A 16,540-nucleotide genomic window follows, 5' to 3' on the forward strand; every position below is an offset into this window, starting at 1 on the left:
CGACGCAAATTCAATTCGGATTCAGTTTTCAGGCGATTAAGCCTGAGCATTTACGCTGTAAATGCCCGTTTGGTGGCGATAGCGGAGGGGTTCCACACGTACCCATCCCGAACACGACCGTTAAGCCCTCCAGCGCCGATGGTACTTGGACCGAAGGGTCCTGGGAGAGTAGGACGCCGCCAAGCGGACAACCACATTACCCGTGGTATTTTTTTTGCCCTTAATATTAATATGTCTTAGAAGGGCCTTTAGCTCAGCTGGTTAGAGCGCACCCCTGATAAGGGTGAGGTCGGTGGTTCGAGTCCACTAAGGCCCACCATATTCCCTGATAGCTCAGTTGGTAGAGCACTCGACTGTTAATCGAGTTGTCACAGGTTCGAGTCCTGTTCGGGGAGCCATTTATGGAGAGGTGTCCGAGTTTGGCCGAAGGAGCACGATTGGAAATCGTGTAGGCGCCACAAGCGTCTCGAGGGTTCGAATCCCTCTCTCTCCGCCATAAAATTATTAGCATGGCCCGTTGGTCAAGGGGTTAAGACACCTCCCTTTCACGGAGGTAACATGGGTTCGAATCCCATACGGGTCATATCATGGAGGCTTAGCTCAGCTGGGAGAGCATCTGCCTTACAAGCAGAGGGTCGGGGGTTCGATCCCCTCAGCCTCCACCATTTTTTTTCACTGACGCGGGGTGGAGCAGCCCGGTAGCTCGTCGGGCTCATAACCCGAAGGTCGCAGGTTCAAGTCCTGCCCCCGCAACCAATTTACTCTTATACATTATGTTTAGGGATAAGCTGGTATGGTGAAAATGAATAGTATATACTAATTAATGACGCGGGGTGGAGCAGCCCGGTAGCTCGTCGGGCTCATAACCCGAAGGCCGCAGGTTCAAATCCTGCCCCCGCAACCAATTTACACTTATGCATTATGTCTATGGAACCGTGGTGTAGTTGGCCTAACATGCCTGCCTGTCACGCAGGAGATCGCGGGTTCGAATCCCGTCGGTTCCGCCATTTAGTTAATTATTATTGGGGATTAGCCAAGCGGTAAGGCAACGGACTTTGACTCCGTCATGCATAGGTTCAAATCCTATATCCCCAGCCATTTATGAGAGCCATTAGCTCAGTTGGTAGAGCACCTGACTTTTAATCAGGGTGTCGAAGGTTCGAGTCCTTCATGGCTCACCATTTTCTTTAAAGTGTGCGCGTGTGGCGGAATTGGCAGACGCACCAGACTTAGGATCTGGCGTTTCACGACGTGGGGGTTCGAGTCCCTTCACGCGCACCATGTTTTTGCGGACGTGGCTCAGCGGTAGAGCATCGCCTTGCCAAGGCGAGGGTCGCGGGTTCGATTCCCGTCGTCCGCTCCATATAGATTTTGCGCCCTTAGCTCAGCTGGATAGAGCGTTTGACTACGAATCAAAAGGCCGGGAGTTCGAATCTCTCAGGGCGCGCCATTTTTATTACTAAGCAGTTATAGTATTGTTAACGGGATGTAGCTCAGCTTGGTAGAGCACCTGGTTTGGGACCAGGGGGTCGCATGTTCAAATCGTGTCATCCCGATTTTATACCTTTGCGGGTGTAGTTCAATGGTAGAACTTCAGCCTTCCAAGCTGATAGCGTGGGTTCGATTCCCATCACCCGCTTATAAAGAGAAACACCTGCCGGTATTAGGCGGGTGTTTTTTTGTATAGTTAAGCACGTATGGATACAATAGGAACTAGAGATTTTATTTGAGGAGGGGCCAATGTTTGAATTTGAAGCAAGGTTAGTCAGACCAGATACGAATGGGAGTTGGACATATCTTACGGTTCCTTTTGACGCTGAACAAATATATGAAACTAAATCAAGGATACAAGTTAAAGGAAGCCTGAATGACATTCCCTATAAAGGAACACTCATGCCGCATGGTAATGGGAAACATTTTATGGTCGTGAAAAAAGAACTGCGAGACTTAGCCCATGCTCAACCTGGAGATATAGTACGGGTGACAATGGAACAAGATCATCAATTGCGAGAGATAGAAGCTCCAGAAGATTTTCTGGACGCACTAAGCAGCAATGAGCAGGCAGAGGTGTATTATAACAGCTTGGCTTATTCCTATCGGAAGGAATATGTGAGCTGGATCGAAGGGGCGAAAAGACCGGAAACCAGAGCAGCAAGGATCCAGAAGTCAGTTAATAAGCTGGAAGAAGGTTTGAGGCTTAAATAATAGAACAGCGTCCTCCTCCTTAATATCTGGAAAGGGACGCTGCTGTAGCGGGTATATAAGGGATCGTCCTTATATAAGAACGCCTACTTCACCATTATTCACGAACTTAATGCTTTCGATCTTCACCTCTAGTTGACCTGAAGGAATCGCTAGCTGACAAGTACTGCCGAGCTCAGCCAGCAGCAGCTGCATGCCTATAGGTGACAACATAGAAATCTTGTTATTGTTAGGTTCTGCTTGGTTAGGAAATACGATGGTATAGATATCTGTAGTATTATCGTCCAAGTAACGAAGCTGCAGCTGACTTCCGATAAAGACCTGTGAATTTAAATCTTCACCATTGAACTCAGTTAGTAATTGTTCCAGCTCGGAGCAATAACGGGATAACAGCGTTTCAGCGTTGCTTCTATCTTTGCTCCGTACCGGAAAGTACTGATTTAGAAATGCGATTTTTTCCTCATCAAAATAGATAAGCTGCTGAAGCAGCTGTGTCCGTGAGCCTTCATAGATAAGACTATGGTTCATAGTAGATTTCACCCCCTCTAAGTAGCACATTCCTTGTAAACCTGTTATGGTGTGTTGCCATCTTAAAATCCCTCCTATACAAATAGAGGTCCCCCAATGGAGACCTTCTGATCAGTATACCAGCTTCTATTTGTAAATCCAATCCATTTTAAAAGGGGAATTAAAACCTTCTAAATATTGTAATGAAAACCTTTGACTATTACATACTTGGGTGCTATGATAGGCTGATGCATAGGCATTTCGTAGAAAACTGCGAAATGCCTATACTGTATTTTGAAGATATTTTTACATTAATTGTTACCTGGGGAGTGATACGCCATGTACATTTCGTTGAGTTCACATATAGATTCCAGAACTATAAAATAACTACTTAATTTATTAAAGGAGGAGATCAGGATGATTCAAGTTAAAGAGTTTGTAGATGCTGACAATTCTTATGCAGAGAATAAAGCTAATGAGTTCCTGGCAGGACTACGGGAGGAACAGATTGTGAATATCTGTTACGGTTCGGTAGTTAAATCATCACGTGATGGGGCAGAGCACCAAAGAACCACTATACTGGTCGTGTATAAGACAAATGAAAGGCAATAACTGGAACACGTTTTTTTCATGTCTATCCATTGTCTCCACGCTGGGCGTTGTGATTGTCATCATTTATTATGTTTTCAGCTAATTAGCAAAAAGAGGACCTTTCCCATCTACGGGCAAAGGTCCTCTTTAGTTTATAAGTGCATTTACAATCTTACATTCCGTCTGGTACAGATAAACCCAAACCGGATGCGATACGCTGTCCCAAGTCTGGATCAGCTTTAAAGAAATGCTCAATCTGGAGACGTTTGATATCGTTACTTTCAACAGGAGTCATAGCGCCAACGATATTTTGAACTAGACGGGTACGTTCTTCTTCAGACATTAGACGGTACAAGTCACCTGGTTGTGTATAGTGATCGTCACTATTGTAGGAGACACTATCCGCATAACCAGAGACTTCGAACGGCGATGTTTTATGCTGCGGTGATTCTTTAGGTCCTCCTAAGCTGTTAGGCTCGTAATAGGCACCGGAACCGCCATTGTTGCCCAAGGCCATACCACCATCACGTTGATAGTTCTTCACTTCTACTTTTGGACGGTTGATAGGTAAACTGTTATGGTTGGGACCAACCCGGTGACGGTGTGCATCACCATAAGCGAACAGACGGCCTTGTAGCAATTTATCCGGCGAAGCTTCAATACCAGGAACGAAAGAGCCGGGGGAGAATGTAACTTGTTCTACTTCAGCGAAGTAGTTCTCCGGATTGCGATCCAATACCATACGGCCAACCTCGATTAACGGATAATCTTTTTGCGACCAGACCTTTGTTACATCAAATGGATCAAAACGGTAAGTCTTCGCATCCTCGATTGGCATAATTTGCACGTAGAGCTTCCAAGCAGGGAAATCTCCTTTATCAATAGCATTAAACAAGTCCTCTGTATGATAATCCGGGTTTTCCCCAGCGATTTTGGCAGCAAGGTCTGCATCTAGATTCTTAATGCCTTGTTCTGTTTTGAAATGGTATTTCACCCAGACTGCATTGCCCTCGGCATTTACCCACTTGAAGGTATGGCTACCGAACCCATGCATATGTCTCAGTGTAGCTGGAATTCCGCGATCCGACATCAAAATCGTTACCTGATGCAAAGATTCAGGCGATAAAGACCAGAAGTCCCATACAGCATTCGGGTTCTTCAGATGTGTCTGTGGATCACGTTTCTGTGTATGAATAAAGTCCGGGAATTTAATCGCATCACGAACGAAGAATACAGGCGTATTGTTACCTACGAGATCATAGTTTCCTTCTTCAGTATAGAACTTCACGGCAAATCCACGAGGGTCACGTACGGTATCAGCAGAACCTAATTCACCAGCTACAGTAGAAAAACGAATGAACAACGGTGTACGTTTGCCTACTTCAGACAAAAAGTTAGCTTTTGTGTATTGGGTTAGATCTTTTGTAACTTCAAAATACCCGTGAGCGCCAGCACCTTTAGCATGAACGACACGTTCAGGAACACGTTCTCTGTTAAAGTGGGCTAATTTCTCAAGCAAATGGACATCTTGCAGTAAAGTGGGACCGCGGTCACCGGCTGTCATTGAATTCTGATTGTCGCCTACTGGAGCACCCCAGCTGGTTGTAAGATTATTATTATTGGAGCTCATTAATAGAATCACCTCATGAGATTTGATTTTAGATTTAGTATAAGTTCTATATTAATGTTTTTTAGAGAAATTGCAACACTTTTTAAATAATTGACTCATTACAATATGTGGTAATCGTCAATACATCGTTGGCACATTCAGATATATATGATAGACAAAGTGATTAATTACTTAGCAGAATTAAAAAAGAAACAGCGCATCCCTACCATCACTGAAGGGGTGCGCTGTATTTTTTGATATAGAAGATATTCGGTTCTTGTACTTAGGCTTTAATGTACATTCTGTTGTAATATTCATCTAACATTCTTTTGGTGGCAAACTCCGTACGGGTGGTTTCGATACTCTTTTTCATCATTTGTACCCACTGTTCACGATTCTCGTAAAAGGTTGGGAGCACACGTTTCAATAAGGTGTCGTACAGTGCATCACTATCATGCTTATCCAGCACCTCAAAGTCTGTAGTTTCGAAGCCGTCTCCAATCTGCCAGCCATTCTCACCATCGATGCAGGCTTCCGGCCACCAGCCATCCAGAATAGAACAGTTCAATACACCGTTCATAGCTGCTTTCATCCCGGAGGTGCCGCTGGCTTCCAATGGTCTGCGTGGATTGTTGAGCCAAATATCAGCACCGCGCGTCAGCTGGGCGCCAATCGTCATATCGTAATTCTCGAGGAACACAACACTCTTTGGATACTTTTTCATCATCGCTACTAGGTTACTGACGATTTTTTTACCGTTATCATCGAGTGGGTGCGCTTTGCCGGAGAATACAATTTGTATCTTTCCAGACTCCAGATAAGGTTCGATAATTTCTGGCTGTGAGAAGATCAGGTCGCTTCGTTTATATGGAGCTGCTCTGCGTGAGAAGCCGATGAGTAAATTGTCAGCATTTAAGCTAATGCCGGAACGTTCTTTGATGAACTGGATCAGTTCGCCCTTGATCTCTTTATGCACTGCCCATAAGTCTCCATCCTGTTCGTAGGCTTGCGTCATTCTATCATCTACCCAGGTAGGAGTATGGATGGCATTAGTAATGCCTATAATTTCTGATCTTCCGGCTACTTCCTTCCACATTTTATTAGCCGTATCGGCGTGTAGCTGGGCTACTGCGTTGGAGATACGTGATAGCCTTAAACCTGCAACCGTCATATTAAATGGCTCGCCGCCGATCCGCTCCATCTGGTCACGGGTTAAGCCGTTGAACGCACTCATATACTCAAGTCGGTCGAGAGGATGGGTTTCGTTGCCTTCTTTGATTGGTGTGTGGGTAGTGAATACGACTTCTTCGCGAGTAGCTTTCCACGCTTCTTCGAAGGTATGGCCTCCGGACATTTTTTCACGGATTAGCTCGATAGCCGCTAGAGCCGCATGACCCTCATTGAAGTGATAGACATCAATAGGGATTTGCAGTGCACGCATAGCTTTGACTCCACCAATCCCAAGTACGATCTCTTGTGCGATCCGTTCTTCGCCGAACCAGCCGTACAATTGGCCTGTGATCCAGGCATCATTATTCTCGGGAATATCCGTATCCAGTAAATACAATGTGCTGTTGCCAAAATAATCAGTTTTCCATACTTTGCATACCACATCGGTTTTTCGGACTTTAACAGTTACCTTAACCCCTGTATCTTCAAGAAACTCATAAACATAATTGTGATAGGAGTCGTACGGATTGCCATTGGCATCAATCTTTTGGTCCGTGTAACCTTGTTTCCACTTCAGCCCAATAGGGATGATAGGGGCGTTGATATCTTTTGCACCCTTGATGTAGTCTCCGGCAAGAATGCCCAGACCTCCGGCATACATTTTGAAATCGGAATGCAGCCCGTACTCCATACTAAAATAAGCGACTGACGGTAATTTTTGTTCGTTCACTTGATAAGCCTCCTAATCACGGATTAGATTAAATTGCAGTGAAGCTGCGGGCATTATCTTAGGTGCAAACGTTTGCTCAAAATAGTGCAGGCAATCATTGTGGAAGCGATTGCACCACTATTCTAGCACACTCGATGAATAAAAGCATAACGTCAATTTGGTGAAAACAACCATTTTGAATCCAATTGAGCGGAATTGATTGATAAAGTGGACAGAAGCCCCTAAGATAAAGAGATTGAAGAAATAATTAATGGTGGTGTCTAAGTTGGATATAGTTGTGATTGGAAGCTTGAATATGGATATGGTGGTACGTACAAACCGGTCACCAAATGCAGGAGAAACCCTGATTGGACAAGCCTTTGCTCTATCTCCTGGCGGAAAAGGGGCAAATCAGGCCGTTGCCGCAGCACGTCTGGGTGCAGAGGTTAGTATGATCGGAAGAGTTGGAAAAGATACCTTTGGTAGCGAAATGCTGGAGATTATCAGGAATGAAGGCATTCATATAGAGCATATTTCTGTAAGTGAACATGAGGCAACAGGAGTCGCCTCAATCGTTATTGAAGAAGATGGAGAAAATCGGATTATCGTGGTACCTGGAGCGAATATTGAGCTTACGGTAGAGGATATTCAGGCATTGGAGGCTGTGATTAGCCAGGCTAAGATCATTGTGCTGCAGCTTGAAATGGATCTGGCGATGAGTGAGCAGGCGATTGCGATTGCCCATCGTAAGGGGATTCCGGTCATCCTTAATCCTGCACCAGCTAGAGTGCTAAAGGATGAGATGCTGGCTCAGGTATCTTACCTGACACCTAATGAGACGGAAGCCGGGATTTTGTCCGGAATGATTGTGGATAGCGCAGAGACTGCTGAGCAGGCAGCCCGTATTTTGCTGCAAAAAGGAGTACAGAACGTAATTGTAACCTTGGGTTCAAAAGGTGCCCTGATTGTGAATGCTGAAGGTGCCAAGGCTGTTCCAGGCTTCCCGGTAAAGGCGGTAGATACAGTTGCTGCCGGTGACTCATTTAATGGCGCATTAGCCCAGCAGCTGGTCTTAGGGAAGACCTTGGAGGAAGCCGTGAGCTTCGCTAATGCTGTAGGTGCATTGGCTGTAGGGAAAGAAGGGGCGATCCCTTCATTGCCGCAGTTGTCCGAGGTCGAGCAGTTTCTAAAACGTAAATCGCTGTAGAATAGACAGTACAGGATATTCAAGATCTATACTAGATGAGATAGGATAAGGAGCTTAAATAATGAGCAGAACAGTAACCGTTAAAAATGTGATCATCGGCGAAGGAATCCCTAAGATATGTGTTCCGCTAATTGGAGCGACCTTGTCTGAGCTGAAGCAGGAAGCGGAAGCGCTGAAAGTACTGCAACCTGATTTGGTGGAGTGGCGGACGGATTTTTTTGCTGAAGTGGAAGACGTTGCAGCTGTAAAGAACGCACTAAGCGAAATCTGTTCTGTGATTCCAGATCTGCCGCTGATTTTTACTTTTCGGAGTGCAAAAGAAGGTGGAGAGAAGCAAGTCAGCACGGAATATTACACAGCACTGAATAAAGCTGCTGCCGAGAGCGGTCTAGTAGATATAATAGATGTTGAACTATTTAATGATGAGCAGGATGTAAAGCTACTGGTCGAAGCTGCTCATGCTCATAACGTGTCTGTCATTATTTCAAATCATGATTTTCAGGGTACACCTCCTAAAGAGGAGATCATCTCACGGTTATGCAAGGCGCAGGAGCTTGGCGGGGATTTGCCCAAAATTGCCGTTATGCCCCAAGATGCAGGCGATGTGTTAACTTTGCTGGAAGCTACACATATCATGAAGGAAAAATATGCAGACCGTCCGATTATAACGATGTCTATGGCGGGAGCCGGGGTGATCAGCCGTTTGGCAGGTGAAGTTTTTGGTTCAGCGCTTACCTTCGGAGCTGCACATAAACCTTCTGCACCTGGCCAGGTAGCTGTCGCTGAGCTTCGGAATACATTGTCGCTGCTGCACCGCAGTCTGTGATTTCTGCTGATTGCTATTGCCTCAAAAAAAAGGCATCCGGAGTATCCGGATGCCTTTTTCTATTTTAAAATATTGTTCGTGCGCTTACGCATTTTTTCCCGTATATACATGTACGGCATCTCTTAGAAACGCAGCGAGTCCAGGGCGGCGTTTGTCATAGTATTCGGTAAAACGTTCATCATCAACATACAATTGTGCAACACCAGCATGAGCTTCTTTGGAATAGGAATTCCAGTAGAAGGAGAGCCACTCACGGTGTAGGTCTGCACTTTTTTGCGCTAATACACTGGCAGGGTCTCCATGCTCCATTGCTTGCAAGAGTGTTTCGAACATCTCTTCCTCAAGCTGTTGTATAGCGGCATATTGATCTTCTGTCATTCCTTTAAGCTTTTGGTTGGATTGATTAATGGTATCATCTCCGTATTTCTCCCTTATTTCTTGGCCATATTTCTTTTCGTTGTCATCTACCAGCTTTTGTTTAAAGCCTTCGAATTTTTCAGTATCACTCATGGTAATTCTCCCTTCTTTTTGAGCCAGCGTCTTTTCGACGTTAGCGATTAATAGATCTAATTGCTGTCTTTTTTCCAGTAGCTTGTCATGATGCTCCCGCAGCGCTTTGGCTCCGTCGAATGAGGGCTCTGTCATAATAGCCTTGATACGTTCCAGACTTAAGCCAAGCTCCCGATAAAATAAAATTTGCTGTAGTAGATCTACTTCGGTACGGCCATAGATTCGATACCCCGAAGAGTTGATTCTCGCCGGCTTAAGAATGCCAAACTCATCGTAGTAGCGCAGGGTCCGTGTGCTGATTCCAGCTAACTCTGCGAGCTTCTGCACTGTGTATTCCGTAGTATCACCTCCTACAAATCAAATGTACACCTTTACGTAACGTGAAGGTCAAATGGTTTTTTTAGCATATCCAAAACAGCGGCAGCTACCCTCTGAATGATCATGGGGAAGTCTGCCGCTGCTATGAATAAGTCTATAATGTTGAGCTTTGCTGCTTGAATTTATTTATGGCCCATCTGTGCTGTGAAATAATTGTGCAATTCCTCCAGCTTACGAGGGTCCGCAAGGGTTGCTTTGTCTGAGAAGTAGTGTTCAACGACAAGGTCCCAGGTAGGTACAATTTTTTGTGAGGTCATAGCCTTTATGGCTACCTTAACTGTTTTGCGTTCTTTGGCATTGGAGAAGGTATCTACGTAATGCTGTGAACGCTCAAAATCCAGATCCTTAAACACGGCGCGGAAGATCTCTGACGTCATCCGTGCATCATCCAGCGCCCGGTGTGCAGATCCAGTAGGCTCAAGCTCAAACAATGCCATCGCGCTTTCCACGCTGACATCATTGCTAAGACCACGCGCACGAAGAACTCCTTTGAGCAAATCGAAATACGTAGCGGACATCCAGTAGGATTCGTCCATCTTGTGCATGCGCACATCCTGAATGATTCGCTTCATGTCTTCGCCACCCCAGGTAAGCAGCAGAACTCCGTCTGTACTTAGATCAAGCCACTCTCTAAAAGCAGTGATGACTTTGGGGAAGCGGGCGGCAATGTCGATTTCCTCTTGAGGGATACCCGTTTTTTTCTTAATAAAGGAATTCAGGGTGGAGAAATATATAGGTTTGATCAAGGAAGAAAATTCATCCTTATACTGCAGTGAAGAGTCTAACCGGACGGCTCCAATCTCAATGACCTCCATAGGGTGCTCGCTGGCAAACTTACGGCCGTTGAATTCGATGTCCAGAATAATATAATCCACAGGTACTTGCCTCCGTTTCCATGACTGACGCTGTAGTGCTTAATACGTCGACTTCTCTATTTTAACAAAAAAAGTGATGTAATGGGGAATATGGAGACAAGCTAATATTTGCACAAAAAAATGAACCAGCGTAACATCTGCGCACTGGTTCATTTAATCACTATTAAAATTTAATCCTATAAAAGATTAATGTCCTGAATCGGCAGCAGGTTCAGGCATATGAATCGGCTGTTCATTTATAACGGATCCGTCATCAAGACGAAGCCAGGTATTGAAGTCTTGAGTGCCTTTGACCAGTTCGATGACGCGTGCTCCCCGCATAAAGCCTTCTTTTCCATAAGTATTGTAGCCGGTAGCACGGCCATAAGAAAGACGTATGCCATACAGGTTGCCGCTAAAATCGTTGATATGGTCATGTCCGCAGAAGGTGCCAAGCACATCACCCATTTCCAGCAAAGCTGAGAATAAGCCCGAGTTCACCTCAGGTGAGCATACACGCTCAAACTTATGCCCATGACAGACTTGTGTAGACCAGACATCCCGATATTCGGGAATTGGAATATGGAAGAAAGCCAAGGCAGGCAGCCTGTTCTCAGCAGTCTTCGGATTCAGCCGCGCAGATTCAGCCGTCAGCCAGTTGATCTGATTCCGCCCAATCCAATTGTAGCCCGGGATATCCTCATACTCGGAGTAGCCGCCAGAGTCCAGAAAATACAAAATAGCAGCCGAGTCGTCCTCCTGATCTTTAATTTCAAGAGTGTAATTGCCCGAGCCTTCCAGCTCTTCTGGACCGGCTTCGGTCAGGCAGTGGGGATGTTCCAGGGCAATTTGCATCAGTTCACTCTTTGAAATCAGAGTTTCTGTGTCATGGTTGCCAAATACAAAGGTCCAAGGGATGCCGGATCTCTCCACGGCAGCGACAGCCTCACGAAAAGCTTGTGCGGGGTGCTCGCATGCCTTGTTTCCCGGTGATACAGGACCCGTGTAAATAAGATCTCCCGTGAAAACCACAAGATCAGGTTGTTCCGCATCCAGAATGCGTTCCATCAGTGCCTCGGTAAGCTGATCCTCAGCTCTTCCATCCATCCAGTGCAGATCTGTAAATTGTACGATTTTAAAAGTGCCATCTTGCTGAAATGATAAACTGTGTCTCATTAGAATAATCTCCCTTACTATCGAATATTGAATAGCAAGCTGTGGAGGCGCCAACCCCTCATTGCGCCAAGAGGGCAATAAGGGCTGACGTCGTTAGAAGCATAGCTATACGCAGGTCAGCAGATCCAGATCCGCTGAGTGCAATGATCTCCAGAGTTTCTACCGATCATAATATCATATTCCCCAGGCTCGAAGACCAACTGATCGTCTTTTCCGTAGAACATTAACATTTCTCTGGTGATTTCGAAGGAAACCACCTGTTTCTCATGCGGTGCGAGTGTAATCTGCTGGAAGCCTTTCAGTTCCTTGACCGGGCGCACGACACTTGCGCTGACGTCGTGGATGTAGAGCTGAATGGTTTCCTTGCCGGCGATGTCCGAAGTATTCTCTACTTCAATGGAGGCAACCACCCGATCCGCAGCTTCAACATTGAAGCTGTTGTAAGCAAACTTGGAATAGCTCAGGCCATAACCAAAACAGAACAGCGGGTCATTCGGGCAGTCCAGATAACGGGTCACGTAACGCACATTAGGATACATAGGATCATAAGGACGTCCCGTTTGATAAGCATTGTAGTAGACAGGAATTTGCCCAACCGAGTAGGGGAAGCTCATCGATAAACGTCCGGAAGGATTATAATCTCCGAACAGCACATCGGCCAGCGAATTTCCTGACTCTGTACCCAGAAACCAAGCCTGCAGCAGAGCGTCGCTGGCATCAAGAACGGGTTTCAGCTCCAGTGGTCTGCCGCTGAATACAATGGTGACGACCTTTTTTCCGGTATCCTTCAGACGCCAGATCAGCTTCTCCTGATTGGCTGATAGGCGGAGATTGGATTTGCTTCCTCCTTCCCCGGTATCCTGCTGATTCTCACCGACAGCGGCGAGAATTACATCACAATCCTTCAGCGCCTGGTAGGCGTCTTCAATTTCATCCTCCACATCAAAAACACCCTCAAGCATGCTTCCCAGCTCACCAGTCATGGCCGTAAAAATATTTTCGGCAGATGTTTTTTGCGAAATGCCGGTGTAGAGTGATACAGCCGGATCTTTTTCTGTCCCGGCCCAACCGCCCAGCACATGAATGGAGGTGGCGAAAGGACCAGCCAGACCAATCTTCATGCCACGTTTAAGGGGCAAAGCATCATTGTCGTTTTTGAGCAGTACAACTGAGCTAGCTCCAAGCTCCCGTGCGGCCTGCAGATGCTCCGCGCTAGGTTTCGGAGCCTCATCCACCAGCGGATCTGCATCCTTAAATGGATTATCGAACAAGCCAAGCGCGTCCTTGAGCTCAAGCACCCGGATAACAGCTTCATCGATCAAGGCGATATCAAGCTTTCCTTCCTCGACCAGAGCAGCGCCGTGGTTTAGATAGTGAGTGGACATCATCTCAATATCCAGCCCAGCAGCCAGACTTTTCTCGGCTGCCTCACGGCCATCTATCGCGGCGCCATGGGGAATCAGCTCATTAACGGAATTGAAATCGGCGATGGTAACGCCGTTGAAGCCCCATTCTTCCCGTAAAATCCCGCGAAGAAGTTCGGAATTACCACTTGCCGGGATACGGTCAATGGTATTAAATGCGGCCATCACCATGGCCACACCAGCATCTACGGCAGCCTTATAGGCTGGCAAGTAGAACTCACGCAATACGCCGGAAGACATATCCACCGTGTTGTATTCCCGTCCGCCTTCGGGAGCACCGTAACCAGCGAAGTGCTTCACACAGGCAGCGATGCGTCCTTTTTCTTTTAGGTCCTTGCCCTGATAACCCCGCACCATACTTTCGGTGACACGGGCATTCAGATAGGGATCCTCACCAGATGTCTCCATGACACGTCCCCAGCGCGGGTCGCGTACGAGATCAGTCATGGGCGAGAAGGTGACGTGAATGCCGGCAGCCGCACTCTCCTTGGCGGCGATTTCAGCAAACCTTTCACAGGCTTCAAGGTCAAAGCTGCTGCCCATGGCCAGCGGAATCGGGAGGATGGTCCGGTAGCCGTGAATGACATCCGCCATGAAGAGCAGAGGAATCTTTTGTCGGCTGGTTTGCAAATGTCGGGTCTGTTGCTCGATTACATTCCGGGCTCCAATACCGTTCAGAACACTTCCGATGCTCTCCATTACCTGCGGCTTAATATTCAGTTCCTTAAATGGACCAGTTAAATCCACGGTATCGTCCAAACCCCAATAGTGAGGACCTAGCTGGGTTAATTGGGCCAGCTTTTCGTCCAGGGTCATATCGTTCACAAGATCTTGGATAAACGTTTTAGTCATGGTTAACTCCTTCCTCGTGAGCGCATTGAAAGTTAGTTTGTTAAATAGATGTGTAGTTCCCCGCCGGGCAGCGTAAGCATGATTTTATTAGCAAAACTTACGTTAGATAGGCGATAAGGATGGGAGTGAACCGTTTACTCTCCTGGCACACAGCTCCGAGATGCGGAATGGGCCTGAGCTATAATCAGGTTCATTTGTTGTGAAAATCATAGCATTTCTCTCTTCGGATACAGGGATGAGGCATAAATTAAATCAGAAGAGGATTGCATCATTAAGATGTTACATATGGAGACTGACATGTCTATGAAAGAAAAGTATAAAAACGTTTCCACAAACGATACACCTCGATATTAGTCTGAACACCAAAAAAAGTCAATCGCCTTTGGAAAAACAGCTAATTTATATTTTTTTACGTGAAATATGTAACTTTAGTACTTGTAATTCAAAAATAAAATGAATTGACAGCGCATACATTTTGGGAGTATGCTTCTCACACAGAGAGTTTTACAGAAACACTGGAAACGTTTCTACAACACTCGATACACTTTTTTATGAAGGTTGGGCAAACTGTTTTTATTCTGGCTGCTGGACAAGAAAGGAAGGTAATTTATGCATGTGACTGAATGCATCTTTCAAATTGGAGGTGGGCACTTTGGCGAGACTGAAGCTTGTGGGTGGAAACATTGTTCGGGAAGTCATTAAGAACAAAGTTCTTTTTCTAATGTTGCTGCCTGTAATCGTATATTTCGTTATCTTTCACTATGCTGTAATGCCTGGAGCTTACGTCGCATTTGTAGATTACAAGCTCAATAAGGGGATTTTTGGAAGTAACTTTATCGGCCTTAAGAACTTTGAGTTTCTGGTTCAAAATGGGGATCTATGGAATATTACCAAGAATACGCTGCTCTATAATATCGTCTTTCTGGCTTTAGGTAATATCATTCAAATAGTATTTGCCATTATGTTGTCTGAGATCTCAGGCAAGTGGTTCAAAAAAATATCACAATCCGTTATCCTGTTACCGAATTTCATCTCCATGGTTATCGTCGGTGTGTTTGCCTACAATATATTCAATTTCAATTCCGGGTTTATCAATACGATGTTAACTGGAATGGGGCTAGACCGTTACGAGTTCTATTCCGATCCGGGCATCTGGAAATATATTATTGTGGCTTTCAAGATCTGGGCGGGTACCGGATATGGAATGATTGTTTATCTGGCAACGATCACAGGGATTAATCATGATCTGTACGAGGCTGCTTATATGGATGGAGCGACTACCTGGCAGCGAATCCGTTATATGACCTTGCCGATTCTGAAGCCAACCTTTATTCTGCTTCTACTGTTCGGTATGGGTGGAATTCTCAAGGGATCCTTTGACCTTTTCTATAATCTGATCGGTACGAACTCTGTACTGTATCCGCAGACAGATATCATCGATACCTATGTCTTCCGTTCACTGGTGGGACAATTCAACTTCTCTATGGGTGCCGCAGTGGGCTTCTACCAATCCTTATTCGGTCTGATCCTGGTGCTTGTAGTTAACTTTATTGTACGCAAGGTAGAACCGGACAGCGCTTTGTTCTAAGACTAGACACGAAACAGGGGTGATAAATATGGAAAAGAGTACAATCAAACAGGATTCCGGAAGCGTTCTCATAAAAGCAGTCAGTTATATCTGTATCGCTATCTTTGCGCTATTCTGTTTATTTCCCTTCGCGTTGATGATCTCCTCATCGTTCATGAACGAGCAGGAAATTGTTCGTGAAGGTTACAAGCTGCTGCCGAAGGCATTTTCCTTTAAGGCTTACGAGATGCTATTCAACAACTCTACTCAGCTGGTGAATGCTTATCAGGTAACTATCTTCATCACCGTAGTGGGTACGGTACTCGGACTGTTTATGATGTCGATGGCCGGATTCGTGCTCAACCGTAAGGATTTCAAGTACCGCAACTTCTTTTCCTTCTTGATTTACTTTACAACACTATTCAGTGGCGGCTTGATTCCGACATACATCCTGATGGTTAAGCACCTGCATATGAAGGACAGCTTATTCGCCATGATTCTTCCGGGTGTAGTTGGTGCATGGTCCATCTTCCTGATGCGTAATTTCATGAAGGCGATTCCGGATTCCTTATATGAATCCGCTACCATTGACGGTGCTGGCGACTTTCGCATCTATTGGCGGATATTTATTCCGCTGGCGGTTCCATCCTTGGCTACTATTGGGCTTTTCTCAGCACTAGGCTTTTGGAATGAGTGGTATAACGGGATGTTGTATATTGACAGTCCGACGAAATATCCGCTCCAATACTTTTTGCAGCGAATGGTCAATCAGACGAACTTAGGAGCGCTAATCAACTCGGGAGCGGTCATCAATACTGCTGATCTTCCGACGCAATCCATCAAGATGGCTACAGCTGTGCTGGCCACTGGACCGATTATTCTCCTGTATCCATTTGTACAGCGTTATTTCGTAACAGGCCTCACCATCGGGGCTGTAAAGGGTTAATGGACGCAATCT

General features: G+C 45.8%; 13 protein-coding genes, 15 tRNA genes and 1 rRNA gene. 22 read left to right on the forward strand and 7 right to left on the reverse strand.

Translation table 11 applies throughout. The annotated features are described in order from the left end of the window. Window positions 1-68: 68 nt before the first annotated feature. From rrf to MHB56_RS18600, 17 genes are all read left to right on the forward strand, one after another. A 5S ribosomal RNA gene (gene rrf, locus MHB56_RS18520) occupies window positions 69-185 on the forward strand. A gap of 57 nt (window positions 186-242) precedes the next feature. Continuing rightward, window positions 243-319, forward strand: a tRNA-Ile gene (locus MHB56_RS18525). A 3-nt stretch (window positions 320-322) separates the two neighbouring features. After that, window positions 323-398, forward strand: a tRNA-Asn gene (locus MHB56_RS18530). 5 nt (window positions 399-403) lie between these two features. Beyond that, a tRNA-Ser gene (locus MHB56_RS18535) sits at window positions 404-496 on the forward strand. 15 nt (window positions 497-511) lie between these two features. Next, window positions 512-583 (forward strand) — tRNA-Glu (locus MHB56_RS18540). A gap of 6 nt (window positions 584-589) precedes the next feature. Beyond that, window positions 590-665: transfer RNA gene (locus tag MHB56_RS18545), tRNA-Val, on the forward strand. A gap of 14 nt (window positions 666-679) precedes the next feature. Continuing rightward, a tRNA-Met gene (locus MHB56_RS18550) sits at window positions 680-756 on the forward strand. Window positions 757-827: 71 nt separating this feature from the next. Beyond that, window positions 828-904 (forward strand) — tRNA-Met (locus tag MHB56_RS18555). 25 nt (window positions 905-929) lie between these two features. Further along, a tRNA-Asp gene (locus MHB56_RS18560) sits at window positions 930-1,007 on the forward strand. Between the two features lie 16 nt (window positions 1,008-1,023). Further along, window positions 1,024-1,098, forward strand: a tRNA-Gln gene (locus MHB56_RS18565). A gap of 7 nt (window positions 1,099-1,105) precedes the next feature. After that, a tRNA-Lys gene (locus tag MHB56_RS18570) sits at window positions 1,106-1,181 on the forward strand. Between the two features lie 15 nt (window positions 1,182-1,196). Then, window positions 1,197-1,281, forward strand: a tRNA-Leu gene (locus MHB56_RS18575). A gap of 7 nt (window positions 1,282-1,288) precedes the next feature. Further along, a tRNA-Gly gene (locus MHB56_RS18580) sits at window positions 1,289-1,363 on the forward strand. 10 nt (window positions 1,364-1,373) lie between these two features. Further along, a tRNA-Arg gene (locus MHB56_RS18585) sits at window positions 1,374-1,450 on the forward strand. A gap of 32 nt (window positions 1,451-1,482) precedes the next feature. Continuing rightward, window positions 1,483-1,556 (forward strand) — tRNA-Pro (locus MHB56_RS18590). A gap of 12 nt (window positions 1,557-1,568) precedes the next feature. Then, a tRNA-Gly gene (locus MHB56_RS18595) sits at window positions 1,569-1,639 on the forward strand. Window positions 1,640-1,740: 101 nt separating this feature from the next. After that, window positions 1,741-2,205, forward strand: coding sequence for a YdeI/OmpD-associated family protein (locus MHB56_RS18600; RefSeq protein ID WP_076130677.1), 465 nt, complete (start codon window positions 1,741-1,743; stop codon window positions 2,203-2,205). Window positions 2,206-2,274: 69 nt separating this feature from the next. Here the strand turns inward: MHB56_RS18600 and MHB56_RS18605 are convergent, their stop codons facing one another. Then, a complete protein-coding gene (locus tag MHB56_RS18605) occupies window positions 2,275-2,730 on the reverse strand; it encodes a GreA/GreB family elongation factor (RefSeq protein WP_076130676.1) in 456 nt (151 codons plus the stop codon). Between the two features lie 396 nt (window positions 2,731-3,126). Between MHB56_RS18605 and MHB56_RS18610 the strand changes: the two genes are divergently transcribed. Beyond that, window positions 3,127-3,321 carry a sporulation protein Cse60 gene (locus tag MHB56_RS18610; RefSeq protein ID WP_036686883.1) on the forward strand — a complete coding sequence of 65 codons (195 nt, stop codon included), beginning with the start codon at window positions 3,127-3,129 and terminating at the stop codon, window positions 3,319-3,321. A gap of 151 nt (window positions 3,322-3,472) precedes the next feature. Here the strand turns inward: MHB56_RS18610 and katA are convergent, their stop codons facing one another. Together katA and glgP are read right to left on the reverse strand one after the other, a co-directional pair. Then, complete coding sequence (katA, locus tag MHB56_RS18615; protein WP_076187446.1) at window positions 3,473-4,930, reverse strand: catalase KatA; 1,458 nt, start codon at window positions 4,928-4,930, stop codon at window positions 3,473-3,475. Window positions 4,931-5,192: 262 nt separating this feature from the next. Then, on the reverse strand, window positions 5,193-6,809 hold the full coding sequence (gene glgP / locus MHB56_RS18620) for an alpha-glucan family phosphorylase (protein WP_076130674.1): 1,617 nt from the start codon (window positions 6,807-6,809) through the stop codon (window positions 5,193-5,195). Between the two features lie 256 nt (window positions 6,810-7,065). Here glgP and rbsK point away from each other — a divergent pair, with 256 nt between their 5' ends. Further along, window positions 7,066-7,995 carry a ribokinase gene (gene rbsK, locus MHB56_RS18625; RefSeq protein WP_218640434.1) on the forward strand — a complete coding sequence of 310 codons (930 nt, stop codon included), beginning with the start codon at window positions 7,066-7,068 and terminating at the stop codon, window positions 7,993-7,995. A 61-nt stretch (window positions 7,996-8,056) separates the two neighbouring features. Continuing rightward, the gene (gene aroD / locus MHB56_RS18630) at window positions 8,057-8,821 is read left to right on the forward strand and encodes a type I 3-dehydroquinate dehydratase (RefSeq protein WP_076130672.1); all 765 of its coding nucleotides are present in this window, start codon (window positions 8,057-8,059) and stop codon (window positions 8,819-8,821) included. A gap of 84 nt (window positions 8,822-8,905) precedes the next feature. On the opposite strand, the gene MHB56_RS18635 is transcribed toward aroD, so the two are convergent. The 4 genes from MHB56_RS18635 to bglX form a co-directional block, all read right to left on the reverse strand. Beyond that, a complete protein-coding gene (locus MHB56_RS18635) occupies window positions 8,906-9,658 on the reverse strand; it encodes a MerR family transcriptional regulator (RefSeq protein ID WP_076187440.1) in 753 nt (250 codons plus the stop codon). Between the two features lie 173 nt (window positions 9,659-9,831). Then, window positions 9,832-10,584, reverse strand: a complete 753-nt coding sequence (locus MHB56_RS18640) for a 3'-5' exonuclease (RefSeq protein WP_036686897.1) — start codon at window positions 10,582-10,584, stop codon at window positions 9,832-9,834. Between the two features lie 186 nt (window positions 10,585-10,770). Beyond that, the gene (locus tag MHB56_RS18645) at window positions 10,771-11,739 is read right to left on the reverse strand and encodes a metallophosphoesterase family protein (RefSeq protein WP_341143855.1); all 969 of its coding nucleotides are present in this window, start codon (window positions 11,737-11,739) and stop codon (window positions 10,771-10,773) included. A gap of 116 nt (window positions 11,740-11,855) precedes the next feature. Next, entirely contained in the window at window positions 11,856-14,015 is a 2,160-nt protein-coding gene (gene bglX, locus MHB56_RS18650) for a beta-glucosidase BglX (protein WP_341143856.1), read from the reverse strand. A gap of 643 nt (window positions 14,016-14,658) precedes the next feature. On the opposite strand from bglX, the gene MHB56_RS18655 reads away from it, so the two are divergent. Together MHB56_RS18655 and MHB56_RS18660 are read left to right on the forward strand one after the other, a co-directional pair. Next, window positions 14,659-15,603 carry an ABC transporter permease gene (locus MHB56_RS18655; protein WP_305953532.1) on the forward strand — a complete coding sequence of 315 codons (945 nt, stop codon included), beginning with the start codon at window positions 14,659-14,661 and terminating at the stop codon, window positions 15,601-15,603. Between the two features lie 28 nt (window positions 15,604-15,631). Continuing rightward, window positions 15,632-16,528, forward strand: coding sequence for a carbohydrate ABC transporter permease (locus MHB56_RS18660; RefSeq protein ID WP_341143857.1), 897 nt, complete (start codon window positions 15,632-15,634; stop codon window positions 16,526-16,528). Window positions 16,529-16,540 lie beyond the last annotated feature (12 nt).

Source organism: Paenibacillus sp. FSL H8-0315 (assembly GCF_038005365.1).
Lineage (GTDB): Bacteria > Bacillota > Bacilli > Paenibacillales > Paenibacillaceae > Paenibacillus_AQ > Paenibacillus_AQ odorifer.